A 14,311-nucleotide genomic window follows, 5' to 3' on the forward strand; every position below is an offset into this window, starting at 1 on the left:
TCCTGCCAAATTCGGGGAGGTCGCGTACGCTTGGCGCGTGATGCTGCGAACATCGGCGTCGCGCGTGCTCGACGACAACGATCGTGAAGAAGTGCTGGCCCTTCTCGACCTCGATCCTGTCGCCAACGTCTTCGTCGCCTCCAGGGTGCGCTCGGTGGGCCTGAACTCGGCCAGGCTCGGCGGGCAGATGTGGGGTTTCGGCCCGCGCGGCGGACTGACCTCACTGTGCTACGCCGGCGCCAACCTGGTGCCCGTCAACGCGGGCCTGGAGGCCGTACAGGCTTTCGCCGAGCGCGCCCGCAGGCAGGGCAGGCGCTGCTCGTCGATCGTCGGCCCGGTGCAGGCGGTGGAGCCGATGTGGGAGATCCTGCAACCGTACTGGGGGCCGGCCCGCGCGATCCGCCGGCAGCAGCCGGTGATGCGGATCGCCTCCGCCCCGCTGGCCGCCCCCGACCCACTGGTGCGCCGGGTGCGGCCGGACGAGTTCGAGGCGCTGCTGCCCGCGTGCGTGGCGATGTTCACCGAGGAGGTCGGCGTCTCCCCGGACACCGGCGACGGCGGCGCCCTGTACCGCACCCGGGTGGCCGAGCTGATCCGGATCGGCCGCTCCTACGCCCGGCTGGACGGCCGGCAGGTGGTGTTCAAGGCGGAGATCGGGGCGGTGACCCCGCAGGCGTGCCAGATCCAGGGGGTGTGGGTGCACCCCGAGCGGCGCGGCCAAGGGCACGCGGTGGCCGGGATGGCCGCGGTGGTGGACCAGGCGCTGAGATACTTCGCGCCGATCGTCACCCTCTACGTCAACGACTTCAACCATGCGGCCAGGGCGGTGTACCGCAAGGTGGGATTCACCGAGGTCGGCACCTTCATGTCGGTGCTCTTCTGATCCTCTGCCGCCTTTTCGGTCTCGCCTGGTGGATACATGCAGGTGATGGCCGTTGACGGCGGCTGGTCCACCCCCTTGAGTAGAGGGGCGACCATTGGGGGGCGGCGAGGGGAGGCTGCCGGTGCCGCAGGCGCAGCCGCTCAAGACGGGGGACCCGCTGAGACTGGGCGACTACGAGCTGTCCGGGCGCCTTGGTGAGGGCGGCCAGGGCGTGGTGTTCCTCGCCACCCGTCCCGCGGACGGCGACGCCGAGCGCTATGCCGTCAAGCTGCTGTACGCGCCGCTCGGCGATGAGGAGGCGGCGTTCCTGCGCGAGGCCGAGCTGGCCAAGCAGGTCGCCAGGTTCTGCACCGCGCAGGTGATCGACGCGGGGGTCGAGGCGGGGCGTCCGTTCATCGTCAGCGAGTACGTGGACGGGCCGTCCCTGCAACGCGAGGTCGTCCTGGCCGGGCCGCGTACGGGCGGGGCGCTGGAGCGGCTGGCGGTCGGTACGGCGACCGCGCTCGCCGCGATCCACCGGGCCGGAATCGTGCACCGCGACTTCAAGCCCCAGAACGTGCTGCTCGGCCCGGACGGGCCGCGCGTGATCGACTTCGGCCTCGCCCGGGCCCTCGACGCCGCGGCGACCCTCAGCGGGCGCGGCATGGGCACTCCCGCGTACATGTCGCCCGAGCAGATCGGCGCGGAGGACCTGACCCCGGCGGTGGACGTGTTCGCCTGGGGGGCGACGATCTGCTTCGCCGCGACCGGGCAGGCGCCGTTCGGGCAGGATTCGGTGGCGGCGGTGCTGCACCGGATCCTCACCGCGCATCCGGAGACCGGGCGCATCCCCGGGCATCTGCGCGGCCTGGTGGAACAGTGCCTGGACAAGACGCCGCGCAACCGGCCGGCGAGCCGGGAACTGGTGCTCGCGCTGCTGGGGGAGGCGCCCTCCGGTTCTGGCTCGTACTACCTGGGGGCGGCTGCGGCGGGCGTCGCGCCCGAGCGCCCGGAGGAGGACATCGAGCACACCGGCCCGGTAGGGGGTGAAAGCGGTGACCCTCCGGATGGAAGATCGCGCAGGGCCGTCGCCAGGATGTCGGTGGCGGCCTTCGGCGCGATCCTGGTGAGCGCGATCGTGCTCGCGGTGGTGCTGGTACCCGCGCTGTTCACCCAGGGGGGCGCCCGATCCGGGCCGTCCCCGGCCACGACCGGCACCCTCGGCGTCACCCCGCAGAAGGCGGACAAGCCCGCCACCGAGGCCCCCGCGACCATGACCGACAAGGTCGCACCGCCCGCGGCGGCGTCCACCGCGCCCGTGGCGGTCACGGTCGTGGTCCCTGAGGTGGCCGGGCTGGACCGGGCGGCGGCGGTCCGCTCGATCCGCCGGGCCGGGCTGCGGCCCGGCGAGATCACCGAGGCCGACTCCCCGGAGAGGATCGGCCGCGTGCTGTCCGCGACCCCGGCGGCGGGCACGTCCGTGCGCAAGGGGTCCAAGGTACGGCTGCGCGTGTCGGCGGGGATCGAGGTGCCCGCCGTCGCGGGCCTGCGCCGGGCCGCCGCCGAGTCGGCGCTGTCGGCCGCCGGGCTGTCGGCGGGCAAGGTGAGCCGGGCCTGCTCCGAACTCCCGGGCGGCCAGGTCATCGCGAGCCATCCGGCCGCGGGCGCCAGGGTGGCGGGCGGCACGGCGGTTTCGCTGGTGGTGTCCCGGCGCGGTAAGGAGGTGCCGGGCGTGGTCGGCATGCCGGAGGCGGACGCCGGTACCGCCCTTGCGGCACTGGGCTTCACCGTGGACCGGCGGACCCGGGTCACCGGCTCCGCGGACCTGGGCAAGGTACTCGCGCAGAGCCTCCCGCCCGGCTCGTGCGCCGCCCCGGGCGCGAAGATCACCATCACCGTGGGCGTCGAGGGCGCCGACGACCCCTCCGAAGACCCCGGCCCCGGCCCGCGCGGCGACGACCGGGACCCGACCGATCAACCGGACGTCTTCGAGCCCGCTACCGCCGTCAGTCCTCCCCGGACGGATCGCGGAGGTGGCTCAGTACCTCGTCGAGGGTGAGGTCGGTGGCGTTCTTGTCAGGGTCCCAGCGGTGGAGTATCTCCTCGGCGGCCAGGGCGAGATCCGCGGGGAGGTTCGCCGCGCGCAAGGCATGGGCGACCTCGGCCATCTCCGGCGCCCACCGCCAGGCCCGCGAGGCCACGCCCGGCAGGTGCCCGGGCTCGGCCAGGGCGGAGGGCGTCATCCGTTCGGCCTCGGCCAGCAGCTCGCGCTCCACCCCGTGATGGGCGGCGAGGGCGTGCGAGACCGCGGCGAGCGCGCGGCTCGTCTTCTGGTAGGAGCCGTAGGCCATCTTCAGCGCCGACGCGCCGCCGACCGTCTCGTCCAGCGCGACGGTCTCAACGGCGCTCTGGTGGAAGAGGTCGCCGATGGCCTCGACGGCGTCCTGCGGGCCCGACAGGTAGAGCCGCACGCTGACGCGGTCGCCCGGCGGCGGGCCGATGACGCAGCCGTCCACGAAGCCCTGCCGCGGAAACAGCGCGGCGATCCGCTCGGCGCGCCGCGGACTGATCGCGTTCGCCTCCAGGTAGATCCGGGGGACGCCCGCGGCGGCCACCCGCTCCGCGGTCTCCTCCGCGGCGGCCGGCGGCACGATCGACACGACGACATCGGCCGCCGCCACCGCCTGCCCCAGGTCGGGCGCGGGCTCGAAGCCCGCCTCCGCGGCACGCCGGGCGGTCGCCCGGCCTCGGTCGTCGGGACACCACAGCACGCGCACGCCGCCGCGGCGCGCCTGCGCGCCGATCGCGGCTCCCATCTGGCCCGGGTGCAGCACCAATACGGTCTTCACCACACCGATTCTCCCGCATCCGGGGGTTCATGGCCTTGAGCGCGGTGGCGTGTCGGCCACGCTTACCTCGTCCCGCGACGGAACAGGCCCCCGCGAACCACGGGGCCTTTGATCGGTCAGAATGGCACCATAGGCGTAAGAACAGGCCGATCGAGACGAGCACTGAGCCGGGCGCGCCATCGCCTTCTCGCCCCTGATCGCCTCCGCCCGGCCTGGCATCGAAACTTCGTTCCGGCGGGCACATGTCGTCGGCGGGCGGTCCTGCGGGCCGCACACGGGCCCGTGTCGTGGACTCCTTATCTCGCGAGCGGTGACGCCAGGCCAGAGCCGGGCCGCGCCTTCTGGGCGGAGGTGTGGTGAGTCATGGTCGTGTGACAGGCCGCTCGGGTGTGTCCAGCCACACCTGCTGCCCTTCCGGGGTGACCGTCATGCCGAACCGGTCGCGGCCGGGCTCGCCCCAGCTCACCCAGCGGAAGTAGGCGTCCACGGCTTCCTCCCACAGTGGACGGTCGCCCGCCTGCCGCACGGTGTACTCGTCACGGCCGGGCCGCCAGGTGGCGACCGACCAGTTGCCGGTCGGTGGATCCGTGACCACGACCCGATAGGTGTCGTCCTCGCGGTAGGAGTAGCAGCCCAGGCCGGTGATGGCGGCCATGGCAAGGTTCGCGCCGGCGGGGGCGGCGGCGATCGTCCGGGGATCGACGGTCGTGGTGTGTTCGCTGCGCCGGTCGCCGGGAGTGGTGGCCGGGCGCTGGGAGCGCATCATCATGTAGGAGGCGAACCGGGGGAACCGCCCGTGCGCGATACCGTCCAGGGTGACGACGAGACGGACGGCGTGGCCGCCGCCGAAGTTCGGACACCACGGCGCGACGATGATCCCGCCGGGCCGGGACTGCTCGACCCAGGCGTACGGCACCTGCCGGATGCCGCAGGTGACGTGTACCCGATCGTACAGCGCGCGGTCCGGACAGCCGTCTGCGCCGTCGCCGACGATCAGATACGGCGTGACACCGGCCTCGCCCAGGTTCTTGGCGGCCTGCCCGCCGACTTCGGGGTCCACTTCGATGGAGGTGACATTGTGCTCGCCGACGAGGTGGGACAGCAGGGCGGCGGTCCAGCCGGTACCGGTGCCCACCTCCAGCACCCGGTGCCCGGGGGCAGGGTCGAGCAGGACGAGGAGATCGGCCACCGTCGCGGGGGCGGAGTTGGAGGAGGTGTAGTCGGCCGCGGGGGGGAGGCGCAGGCTGCCGTCGTCCGAGATGGTGTCGCGTATGGGGACCGCGCCGTCGGCCAGTTGGGTCACGATCGGCATGTCGGAGTAGACCGCGTTCATCCAGGCGGCGGGGTCGGCGTGACGGTCGATGCCCGCGGTCATATCAGCCCCGCCCACCAGGGCCACCGGAGGGATGAACAGGTGGCGTGGCATCGCCTGGAACGCAGCCCTGACCGGTCCGGGGATGTCGCCGACAAGGGCGGTGATGTCGCTGATCATCCGCTCGATACGGCCGGCGGTGCCGGTCACTTCTTGTCGTCCGGCTTGCCCGCGGGCTGCTCGGGACGCTGGTCGGGGTTGTACGGCTGTGGCGTCGGGTCCTTGTCGCCGCTGTTGGGGTCTTCGTGCTTGCCCCATCGTGGGCCGCTCATCGTGCTCTCCCTCGCCGGACGGCTTCTCAGGGTGACGGTATGGCTACGCGTCGGGCGCGACAAGGGGGACGGAAGATTTCTCACCGGTGCCTCATGCCGAGGCAGAACTCTATGTGCGGTTATCGGTCGTGTGGTGTGGCAGGCCGGGGGAGCGCGAGGGGGCCGGGAGGCCCCCTCGCAGGGAGCTCGGGGGCGAAGCCCCCAAGGGGGCACAGTCCGAGCTTGGTCCGCGCGAAGCGCGGTGTTGGCGAGGGCTGTGCCCTTGGCTTTGTCAGGGGCGGGCGTGGCGGCCTCGGCGGGTGGCGTGAGGGGGGTCGTGGAGGGGGTGCGACGGGCGGTTGGGGGGTGCCGTGGTGGCCGGGTGGAACCAGTTCCACTCGGAGTGCCGGTCGGCGGGGAGCGGGGAGCGCTGGCTTGGTACGGGACGGTGGCGGCGGCCCCTGGGCCTCTGCTCGGGCACGGCCGGGGACGCATGCTCGTCGGACGACGGCACGATCCTGCGCCGCCGTCCCCGGTATGGGGTGTGACGCTCCCCTTCCGTCGGGGCCTGCCCGGCCGCGTGCCTGCCCAGTGACCGCGCCTTGATCTCGGGGGCGATGATCAGGTCGGGGTGGGCGGCGTGGCGGCCCCGGGTGCGGGATGTACGGGTGGCGCGTGTGCCCGACGTGCCTGTGGCGGAGGCGTGCCGCGCCGCGGAAGGGGCGTGCCGCAGGATAGGTGCCGCCGCCAAGGCCGGCTCGGGCCCTTCCGGCGGCGTGGCGGCGCTCTCGACCGGGCGAACGGCGAGCCCGGTAGCGGCCTGTGCCCGGAGCCGGCGGGATCGGGCGTGGGCGAGCAGGCCGATGGCGGCCAGGAGGACCGGGGCGAGGAGTACCGGGCTGCTCAGGTCAGGCAGGGGCGACTGGAGCGCGCCCGGGGCCGAGAGCGGCGAGCCGGTGAGCGGGGCCGTGTCGGGAAGGACCTTGGCCCGCGGCGCGGGCTCGGGCGCGGACGAGCGTGCGGGCGCCGCGCGGTCGTCGTCGGCCGGAGCGTCGTCGCCCTTCCGCGACCGTGGCGAGGCGGCCGGAACGGGCTTTTCCATGGCCGCCTTGTGCTCGTCGCTCTTGACGGGCTTGGCGGGCTCGCTGGGCGCGCTGGACTTCCGAGCCGCGGAATCGCCGCGCGCCGGTTCGAGCGGCCGGGGCGAGATGAGCCGGGCCGCGATGTCGGGCGCGACGTTCACCTGTGGCCCTTGCGGCATCGCCGTGCCCTGTCCCGCCTGGCCGAGTACGGAGTCCGGCGGCATCACCGGGGCCTCCAGGGCCTCCCTGACCTTCTCCGGGTACCCGTACCCGACGACCTTGTCCTGGTCGCGCTTCTTGCGCTTGGCGACCCCGCCGTCGATGTTGCCCTCGATGGTGAGGATCTTGCGGCCCTTGACCCCGGTGACCACACCCACGTGGTCGATCCCGCCGATCTTCTTCCCGCCGCTCCAGTCGTAGAAGACGAGGGCACCCCGCTCCGGCTGGGTGCCGAACGCGCCCTGCTTCTCGAACCACCGCGCGTGCGAGGGGGTCCACGCGAACTGCCCGACCCACTCCTCGTAGCCGAGTTTCTCGGCCGCCCAGGAGATGTACATGTCGCACCAGGGCTGGGTGCTGTAGTCGGCGTCGGATTCGACGGAGTTGTACCAGGCGCCGAACTTGGTGTGGCCGCCCTTCTTCTCGGCGTAACCGAGCTGTTTCTCAAGGAGCTTGATGAACTTTTCGGTCTCAGGGCTCATCTATGTATGGGGGACCTGCCGGACAGCCCGTGGGCATGGTCGCGCCGCCTCGCGACCGGGCCGTACGGAGGTGGGGTCGATCGATGGCGCGTTCGCGCGGGCCGATCGCGGGGGAACCGATCGGTACGCGCGTGGCGGCACCACAGGTCAGAGTCTTCCGTGACGACGGAGACTACCTGCGAGTAACGGGAGGTCAAACCACCGCAAAGGAACCGTCAAGCGACGGTCGATCCCCGCGAGCCGCGTAGCCGCAGGTCGAACGGCGTTCCCCTTTGCCCAAACTTGAGGGATATGTGATGTAAATCAACCTTTGAGGTGACTTAGTGGATCATGTCCGCTATCGGGATCGCCGCGAAGGTGATCGTGGCGTAGGGCCCGGAATCGCCGGTCTCGTACAGCAATCCGACCGTCTCCCGGTCCACCGCCACGAGGTCGGAGTAGGCCGCGGGCAGGCTGGAGAGCGTGTGCGCGTCCCGCCAGGTCCGGCCGGCGTCCTCGCTGGCGCGGATCGTCATCCGCGCCCGCGAATCGGGGTCGGCCGGGCCGGAGAAGAGCAGCACCTCGGGGTCGGGCCATTGCAGCACGCTGCCCTCCACCACCGGGCCGACCAGCCCTTCCTGCGCTTGGAAGGGGGCTTCGAGGGTCTGCCCGCCGTCGGCGGAGTAGGCGTCGGCGCGGGTGCCGGGCGCGGTCGAGTCGGTACGGGTGTTCAGGTAGATCCGGCCGTCGGGGAGTTCGGCCGCGGTGGTCTCGTTGACGTTGATGCGGCCGTCCGGATCATCGTCCAGGTAGCCGAGCGTCCACGTTTCGCCGCCGTCGTCGCTGAGCAGGCCGTGGCCGCCGTCGTACTTGCCCTCGGCCCCGGTGTCGCCCTTCGCGGGCGGCAGGGAGTGGTTGCCGGGGACCACGATCCGCCCGGCGTGCGTCCCGGCCCGGAGTTCGAGCGCGTGGCCCGGCGTGGTCGCGTACCACCGCCACTCCCGGCGCTTGACGCTCGCGGTGATCTCCCGGGGCGGCGACCACGTCACGCCGTCGTCCTCGCTGCGCTGGACGTAGACGCGGCGGCCCTCCTCGGCCTTGACCTGGCCCCTGCGGATCTTCTGCTCGGTGGCGGAGGCCGCGTTCTGGACGGTGACGAGCACGATCGGGCCGCCCGCGGTCACCACCGGCGCGGGGTTGCCCGCCGTACCGCCGCCGTCGCGGGTGGCGACCACCTGCAACGCACCCCAGGTCCGCCCGCCGTCGCCGGACCGTTTGAGCACCAGGTCGATCCGGCCCGTGTCGCCGGCCGAGTCGCGCCGGCCCTCGGCGAACGCGAGCAGCGTCCCCGAGCCGGTCGCGACGATCGCCGGAATGCGGTAGGTGTGATAACCCTCGGTACCCGCCCGGAACGGGACAGAGTCAACGACCGCCATCAGGGCCTCCGTACGCGTATGGACGGCTGCTTCGGCGTTTCGACGCTAACGCCGACCGGCGGGAGGTGCGACGGCTTTCGCCGAACTCTCATCGTCGCCGGGCGGTTCGTCCACCGGGCGCTGATCGGTGGGCGTGGGCTCGCCGGCGCACGGCGGCCCGGTGAGCAGGGCCTCCCGCACCTCGGGGCCGCCCGTGGCCGCCCGGTCGGTGGACACCAGGACGCCGAGATGGGCGCGTTCGCCGCAGGGCACGTCGCCGGGCGGGTTCTTGATCTCCACGGTGTACTCGGTCCGCCCGCGCAGGATCCGGCGGTCCGTGTGCAGGGTGCGGGCCGCGTCTTCGCCGTCGCGGCGGGTGTAGGCGACGGTCAGCCGTACCGGGCCGGGACCGTTGGTCGTGACCCGGAGACTGCCCGCCGAACCGTCCCAGGCGACCACCTGCGCCTCGCGTACGGCGGGCGGCGGGCACGCCTGCCCTCGTACGGCGGTCGTCCGGGAAGCGGTGCCCCCGCCCGGCACGGCGGTGACGGTCAGCCGCCGGTAGACCGTCGTGTCACACGCCGGCGGGGCGAACGGATGGGTGAGGACGCGAGTGTAGGCGCTCGCCCCGGCGAGGGTGAACGTGCGCGGCGGGGCCGTGGTCAGCCGGTCGGGGGCCGGGCCTTCGGCGAACATCGCGGCCACGGTCACGCTGCCCCGGGTGGACGCGGAAAGGCTCAGCGTTCCCCGGCCGCCGTCGAAGGCGGCGATGCGTAACTCCCTGACCGTGTGCGCGGCGGCCGGGGTGCCGCTGGCGACCACGGGGCGCGGTTCGTTGCGTGCGGGCGTCCGTACGGCCTGCGGGCTCCGCTCGCCCTGGCCGGCGGTGGGCGTGGCCATGGCGCGCGGCTCTTCACCGGGCGGACGCTCGGGGGACTGGCCGCGCGGCTCGCGCGGCGGCGTGGCCAGGAAGGTGTCGGGGGTGCCGTCGGCGGCCAGCAGGATCACGGTGACCGCCGCCGCGGCCATCGCGGCGGCGATGACGAGCCGCGGCCGGGCCCCGGGCACCTGGGGGACCCGGCGCATACGCCGCCGCCCGCCGGCCCCGCCACGGGGCGAAGCGTGCGGGCCGTCGTCGCGGCGCCGGTCGCCGGGTGCGTGCGAGTCGTGCGGTGGCCCGCCGTCGCGGGGGTGTGGGGCCGCCCCAGTGAGCCTGCCGAACAGCCGTGCGGTTCGTGATGGCCGCCGGCCGGTGGCGGCGTGGGAGCCGTGCGCTGGCCGGTCGTCGCGGGGGTGTGGGGATGCGATGGTGTCCGAGCCGTCGTCGTGGGGCTGCGGGGCGGGGCGCGTGAGTTCGCCGAGGAACAGTGCGATTCGCGATGGCCGGCGGCGGTCGGTGGCGGCGTGGGAGCCGGCGGCGCGGGGGAGCGGGCCCGCCAGGGGGAAGCGCAGGGCTAGCGTCGTCGCCAGTTCGGCCAGGTGCCGCCGTCCCCGTTTGTCCCACTCGGGGCCGTAGGCGGCGCGTGCGGCGGTGTCCAGTGCCATGGCGTAGCCGACGGCGCTCGCCGGGCGCTGTTCCGGGTCCGCCGAGAGCCCGGCGGTGACCGCTTCCCGGACCGAGCCGGGGACCTTCCGCAGGGTCTCGTCCTGCGGCGGGCCGCCGGTCAGGCACTCCACCAGCGTGCAGGTGAGGGCGTGCAGGTCCGCGGCGGCCTCCCCGGCCGCCAGGCCGTCCGGCAGGGGGTACGGCGGAGCACCACGGGGCGGCGTCAGCCCGAAGTCGGCGATCTTGACGGTTCCGTCCGCCTGGACCAGGACGTTCTCCGGCTTGAACGAGCGGTGCGCGATCCCGAGGTCGTGGGTCGTGGCCAGACCCGCGAGGCAGCCGTTGACCAGAGAGAGCGCGGCCTCAGGGCTCATCGTGCGGTGCTCGTCCAAGATCGCGCGCAGCGAGACCCCGTCGACCAGTTCCGTCACCAGGGCCGCGCTCGTCCGCGTCTCGACGTACTCGTGCATCCGCACCACATGCGGGTCGTCCAGCTCGACCAGGTGGCGTGCCTCCTCGCGGAAGCGGGCCAGGAACGCGGGGTCCGCCCACAGCAGCGGACGCAGGTACCTGATCGCGACATAAGCCCCGGTCGCCGTATATGTCGCCAGAACGACACGTCCGGCCCCGCCACTGCCCAACTGGCGTACTTCCTCATACCCGGATACCATCCGCCCCCCAATCGAGTACTGCGCCACAATTTCGACGGTCTCACCCCGGGGGTCGGTTGTCACGGAAGCCGATATTTAGCTATTTGTCGCTAGACCTAATCGGCGCCCGGCGGCTCTCAGACGTGACCCACAACAGAACCGCCGCCGCCCGCGGGTACGGCGAGCGGCGGCGATTAAAGTGATATGAGTGATCTAAGTGATCCGAGTGATGAGAACCGATCGCCCGATCAGCGGCCCAGGTCGTACTCCCCGCTCTTGACGCCCGCGACGAACGCCCCCCACTCCGCAGGGGTGAACCGCAGCTCACCGCCACCGGGACGCTTGGAGTCGCGGACGCCGACGGCGCCGCTCGCGACGGAAACCTCCACGCAGTTTCCGCCACCGCTGTAGGAGCTCTTGACCCAGCCTTCTCTCGCGAACTCGTTCACGTGTGCCCTTTCCCAAACGGTTAGACGAGACTGTCTGTCATATCGCGGATCAGATTCGCCGAGTCGCCCGTGTTGAGCGCGGACGCCCGCAGGTGGTCGAACACCAGCGTGGCGCGCCGCGTCTCCTCGGGCTCCTCCAGGTACACGCATCCCATGAGGTGCTCCAGGTAGAGCACGTCCGGGTATCCGTCGAACGTCAGCAGTACGAACGAGCCGTCGATCGCCGCGTGCACCCCCGCGGTGAACGGGAGCACCTGGAGCGAAACGTTGGCCAGTTCGCCCAGTTCGAGCAGCCGCCGAAGCTGGGCGCGCATGATGGCCGGGCCGCCGACGACGCGGCGCAGCGCCGCCTCCTCGACGATCTGCCAGACGTTCAGCGGACTGGTGCCGGCGGTCAGCCGTGCCTGCCGCCCGAGCCGTACCCGCACGGCCCGGTCCGCCTCCTCCGAACTCACCTGCCGCGATCCGAGCAGCACGGCGCGGGCGTAGTCCCCGGTCTGGAACAGGCCGGGGATCACTTGCGCGTCGTAGCCGCGATATGTCGCCGCCTCCGCCTCGAAGCCCAGGAACTGGGTGAACCCCGTTTTGAGCACTGCGCGGTAAGGGTGCCACCACCCCTGCCTGCGAGCCTCACGCGCGAGCCGTACCAGTTCGGTGCGCTCTTCGGCGGTGACGGTGTAGATCTCGCACAGCTCCATCACCTCGCCCGAGGTGATGCGCATGCGCGCGTTCTCCATCCGGCTGATCTTGGACTGGTCCCAGCCTGCCAGGCGGGCCGCCTGTTCGCCGCTGAGCCCGGCCGCCTCCCGGATGCGCCGGATCTCATGCGCGAGTCGCCTGCCACGAACCGTGGGTACGTAGGCCATTGCTTCTCCGCATAATGTTCCGATTTCCCTTGCGGCACCCGAGCTGCCGCGACAAGGTGTAACCATACGACTACGGAACCTGTACGGGGGCGGGTTTCGACGAGTCCGAGGGGGAGGCCATGTCCAGGGCAAGGTTGCTGGGGTCACTAGACATCCCGGGTACGGCCGCCGCCCCTGCGCACGCGCGGAGCTACCTGCGCACCATCCTCGACCCCACCATGCACGCGCTCGACGCGATCGCCGACGTCACGCTGCTGACCAGCGAACTGGTCACCAACGCGGTCGTCCACACCGCGTCCGGCGACGGTGGCAAGGTGACCGTCAGCGTGATGGAGTTCCCCGGCGGCGGCATCCTGGTCCAGGTCGCCGACGAGGGCGGGCCGACACGCCCGACCCCGAGGGTGCCCGACGACGAGTTCGACCTGCACGGCCGGGGCCTGCGGCTGGTCGACGCGCTGGCCGTGACCTGGGGTCACCAGCGCGACGGCGTCGGCACCACCACGTGGTTCATGGTCGACGCGAGCGAGGTGCGGGCCGAGCAGCGCGACGCCTCGTAGGGGTCGATCCGGTCACTCAGAGTGACCGCCGGCCGCCCGTGAAGGGCCGAGCAGCCTGCTCGACTCCGACTCCTGGGCCAGCCGGCGCAGTACGTCGAACAGCCGCCCGTACAGCACCGTGCCGATCACCAGATGCTCGACCGCGGCGTCGCGCGGCCCCTCGAACGGCACCCCGGCCAGCTCGTGCTCGGCCAGCTCGTGGGCGGCCCGCGCGTAGGGCCGCAGCGCCTCCGGGTCCGCGGCCATGCCGAGCCGTTCCAGCGTCAGCAGGCTCTGGGCCAGCTCGTCGAGGGCGGGCGCGTTCGGGTTGATCGCCCAGCCGAGGTCGCCGGCCAGTGCGCGGGCCCGGTCGGCGGCGTCGCGCCAGGCGGCCTCGTCGGGGTCGGGCTCGACCTCCGGGCCGAGCGCGTAGTGCGCGGTGCCGAGCATGTCGTGTACCGGCAGGTCCTCGTCCTGCACGGCATCGACGACCTTGCGGATGGCGGCCACCGGTAGCCGGCCCACCTCGATCAGCGCCCGGATCAGCCGGAGCCTGCGCAGGTGGTCCTCGCCGTAGACGGCCCGGGTGGCGGACGTCTGCTCGCCCTGCGGGAGCAGGCCCTCGCGCAGGTAGTACTTGATCGTCGGGATGGGCACCTGCGACCGTGCGCTCAGTTCTGATATCCGCATTGTTGGATAGTAGCGCTAACCAATCTCTGTGTCGCCGGTGAAGACGTCGTGCGCGGGCGCGTCGCGTTCGCCCAGGACGTCCAGCGCGGCGAGCCAGGCCGCCGCGCCCGCGCCGTCGCCGGCGACCGTGACCGGGGCGTCCCAGCGTTCGCGCAGCAGGGCGAGCACGGCCCGCCGTACCGGACCCTGGCTGGTCAGCACGCTTCCCGCCAGGACGATCGGGGTGCGCGCGCCGGCCGGGCGCACGCTCGCCACCGTGCCGGTGAGCAGCCGCGCCGCCTCCGCCACGATCTCCAGCGCCAGTTCGTCGCCCGCCTCCGCCGCCCGGCTCACCAGCGGGGCCAGCCTGGCCAGCTCGATCGGCGGGCGGGCCTGCGCGGCGGCGATCACCCGGGCCGCCTGCCGCCGGCCGGCGCCGTCGAGCCCGGTGCCGAGGATCGCACGGGTGATCTCGTCGGCCAGCGCCCCGAGCGGGGCGCGCACGGCCACGGCGTGCACGACCCGCTTGGCGGCCTGGTGGCCGATCCAGTAGGCCGAGCCGTGGTCGCCGAACAGCCAGCCGAGGCCGTCCGCGGCGGCCGTCATCCGGCGGTCGCCGACGGCCGCGGCGATCGCGCCGGTGCCCGCCAGCAGCACGTGACCGTCCGGCTCCGGGGTGCCCGCGGCGAACGCCACCAGGACGTCGTGGATCGCGGTCACCGGGGTGACCGTGCCCAGCGCCTCCCAGATCCCGGCGAAGGCCGCCCGCCCCGCGCCCCGCAGCAGCGGGCCGATCCCGGAGACCCCGGCCACGCCGCCGAGCACCCGCGGCCTGCCGTACTCCCGCGCGTAGGCGTCCAGCGCCTCGCCCGCCGCGGCGGCCATGGCGGCGCAGGCCACGGAGACCCCGTGCGCGCTGGGGTTGCCGGGGCCCGAAACCCCGCGCGCGAGCCGGGAGCCGTCGAGCGCGGCGGCCACCGCCCGGGTGTTGGAGCCGCCCACGTCCAGGCCGAGCACCACACCTTCTCCGGCGCCGTCCGCAGCGCCTTCCACTGCGCCTTCCACTGGGCCTACTTCAGACATG

Annotated in this window: 13 protein-coding genes; 3 read left to right on the top strand and 10 right to left on the bottom strand. The window is 73.0% G+C overall.

All coding sequences use genetic code 11. The annotated features are described in order from the left end of the window. The first annotated feature begins 40 nt into the window (after positions 1–40). Positions 41–883, top strand: coding sequence for a GNAT family N-acetyltransferase (locus ACH34R_RS36235; RefSeq protein ID WP_397566220.1), 843 nt, complete (start codon positions 41–43; stop codon positions 881–883). A gap of 121 nt (positions 884–1,004) precedes the next feature. Then, the gene (locus tag ACH34R_RS36240; protein ID WP_397566107.1) at positions 1,005–2,921 is read left to right on the top strand and encodes a PASTA domain-containing protein; all 1,917 of its coding nucleotides are present in this window, start codon (positions 1,005–1,007) and stop codon (positions 2,919–2,921) included. Here ACH34R_RS36240 and ACH34R_RS36245 read toward each other — a convergent pair. The 8 genes from ACH34R_RS36245 to ACH34R_RS36280 form a co-directional block, all read right to left on the bottom strand. Continuing rightward, the gene (locus tag ACH34R_RS36245; protein WP_397566108.1) at positions 2,869–3,711 is read right to left on the bottom strand and encodes a DUF1932 domain-containing protein; all 843 of its coding nucleotides are present in this window, start codon (positions 3,709–3,711) and stop codon (positions 2,869–2,871) included. The two genes, ACH34R_RS36240 and ACH34R_RS36245, sit on opposite strands and share 53 nt — an antisense overlap. A 361-nt stretch (positions 3,712–4,072) precedes the next feature. Further along, the gene (locus tag ACH34R_RS36250; protein WP_397566109.1) at positions 4,073–5,233 is read right to left on the bottom strand and encodes a methyltransferase domain-containing protein; all 1,161 of its coding nucleotides are present in this window, start codon (positions 5,231–5,233) and stop codon (positions 4,073–4,075) included. Continuing rightward, positions 5,230–5,355, bottom strand: a complete 126-nt coding sequence (locus ACH34R_RS36255) for a hypothetical protein (RefSeq protein ID WP_397566110.1) — start codon at positions 5,353–5,355, stop codon at positions 5,230–5,232. The genes ACH34R_RS36250 and ACH34R_RS36255 overlap by 4 nt, the downstream gene beginning before the upstream one ends. A gap of 271 nt (positions 5,356–5,626) precedes the next feature. Continuing rightward, positions 5,627–7,117 carry a CHAP domain-containing protein gene (locus tag ACH34R_RS36260; protein ID WP_397566111.1) on the bottom strand — a complete coding sequence of 497 codons (1,491 nt, stop codon included), beginning with the start codon at positions 7,115–7,117 and terminating at the stop codon, positions 5,627–5,629. Between the two features lie 320 nt (positions 7,118–7,437). Beyond that, positions 7,438–8,532 carry an exo-alpha-sialidase gene (locus ACH34R_RS36265; protein WP_397566112.1) on the bottom strand — a complete coding sequence of 365 codons (1,095 nt, stop codon included), beginning with the start codon at positions 8,530–8,532 and terminating at the stop codon, positions 7,438–7,440. Positions 8,533–8,577: 45 nt separating this feature from the next. Further along, positions 8,578–10,728, bottom strand: coding sequence for a protein kinase (locus tag ACH34R_RS36270; RefSeq protein WP_397566113.1), 2,151 nt, complete (start codon positions 10,726–10,728; stop codon positions 8,578–8,580). 227 nt (positions 10,729–10,955) lie between these two features. Beyond that, on the bottom strand, positions 10,956–11,156 hold the full coding sequence (locus ACH34R_RS36275) for a DUF397 domain-containing protein (RefSeq protein WP_225878804.1): 201 nt from the start codon (positions 11,154–11,156) through the stop codon (positions 10,956–10,958). 20 nt (positions 11,157–11,176) lie between these two features. Then, positions 11,177–12,022, bottom strand: a complete 846-nt coding sequence (locus ACH34R_RS36280) for a helix-turn-helix transcriptional regulator (RefSeq protein ID WP_158558215.1) — start codon at positions 12,020–12,022, stop codon at positions 11,177–11,179. 119 nt (positions 12,023–12,141) lie between these two features. Between ACH34R_RS36280 and ACH34R_RS36285 the strand changes: the two genes are divergently transcribed. Then, a complete protein-coding gene (locus ACH34R_RS36285) occupies positions 12,142–12,579 on the top strand; it encodes an ATP-binding protein (protein WP_397566114.1) in 438 nt (145 codons plus the stop codon). 12 nt (positions 12,580–12,591) lie between these two features. On the opposite strand, the gene ACH34R_RS36290 is transcribed toward ACH34R_RS36285, so the two are convergent. Then, positions 12,592–13,248: a MerR family transcriptional regulator gene (locus tag ACH34R_RS36290; RefSeq protein WP_397566115.1), complete on the bottom strand. Its 657-nt coding sequence runs from the start codon at positions 13,246–13,248 to the stop codon at positions 12,592–12,594. 15 nt (positions 13,249–13,263) lie between these two features. Next, positions 13,264–14,280: an N-acetylglucosamine kinase gene (locus ACH34R_RS36295; protein ID WP_397566116.1), complete on the bottom strand. Its 1,017-nt coding sequence runs from the start codon at positions 14,278–14,280 to the stop codon at positions 13,264–13,266. Positions 14,281–14,311: the final 31 nt, after the last annotated feature.

Origin of the sequence: Spongiactinospora sp. 9N601 (assembly GCF_044326295.1) — a bacterium.
GTDB classification, from domain to species: Bacteria; Actinomycetota; Actinomycetes; order Streptosporangiales; family Streptosporangiaceae; genus Spongiactinospora; species Spongiactinospora gelatinilytica.

Excerpts from the sequence above, each read along its gene's own strand:
- ACH34R_RS36235 (WP_397566220.1), top strand. The coding sequence starts at position 41 with ATGCTGCGAACATCGGCGTCGCGCGTGCTCGACGACAACGATCGTGAA.
- ACH34R_RS36255 (WP_397566110.1), bottom strand. The coding sequence starts at position 5,355 with ATGAGCGGCCCACGATGGGGCAAGCACGAAGACCCCAACAGCGGCGAC.
- ACH34R_RS36260 (WP_397566111.1), bottom strand. The coding sequence starts at position 7,117 with ATGAGCCCTGAGACCGAAAAGTTCATCAAGCTCCTTGAGAAACAGCTC.
- ACH34R_RS36265 (WP_397566112.1), bottom strand. The coding sequence starts at position 8,532 with ATGGCGGTCGTTGACTCTGTCCCGTTCCGGGCGGGTACCGAGGGTTAT.
- ACH34R_RS36270 (WP_397566113.1), bottom strand. The coding sequence starts at position 10,728 with ATGGTATCCGGGTATGAGGAAGTACGCCAGTTGGGCAGTGGCGGGGCC.
- ACH34R_RS36280 (WP_158558215.1), bottom strand. The coding sequence starts at position 12,022 with ATGGCCTACGTACCCACGGTTCGTGGCAGGCGACTCGCGCATGAGATC.
- ACH34R_RS36285 (WP_397566114.1), top strand. The coding sequence starts at position 12,142 with ATGTCCAGGGCAAGGTTGCTGGGGTCACTAGACATCCCGGGTACGGCC.
- ACH34R_RS36290 (WP_397566115.1), bottom strand. The coding sequence starts at position 13,248 with ATGCGGATATCAGAACTGAGCGCACGGTCGCAGGTGCCCATCCCGACG.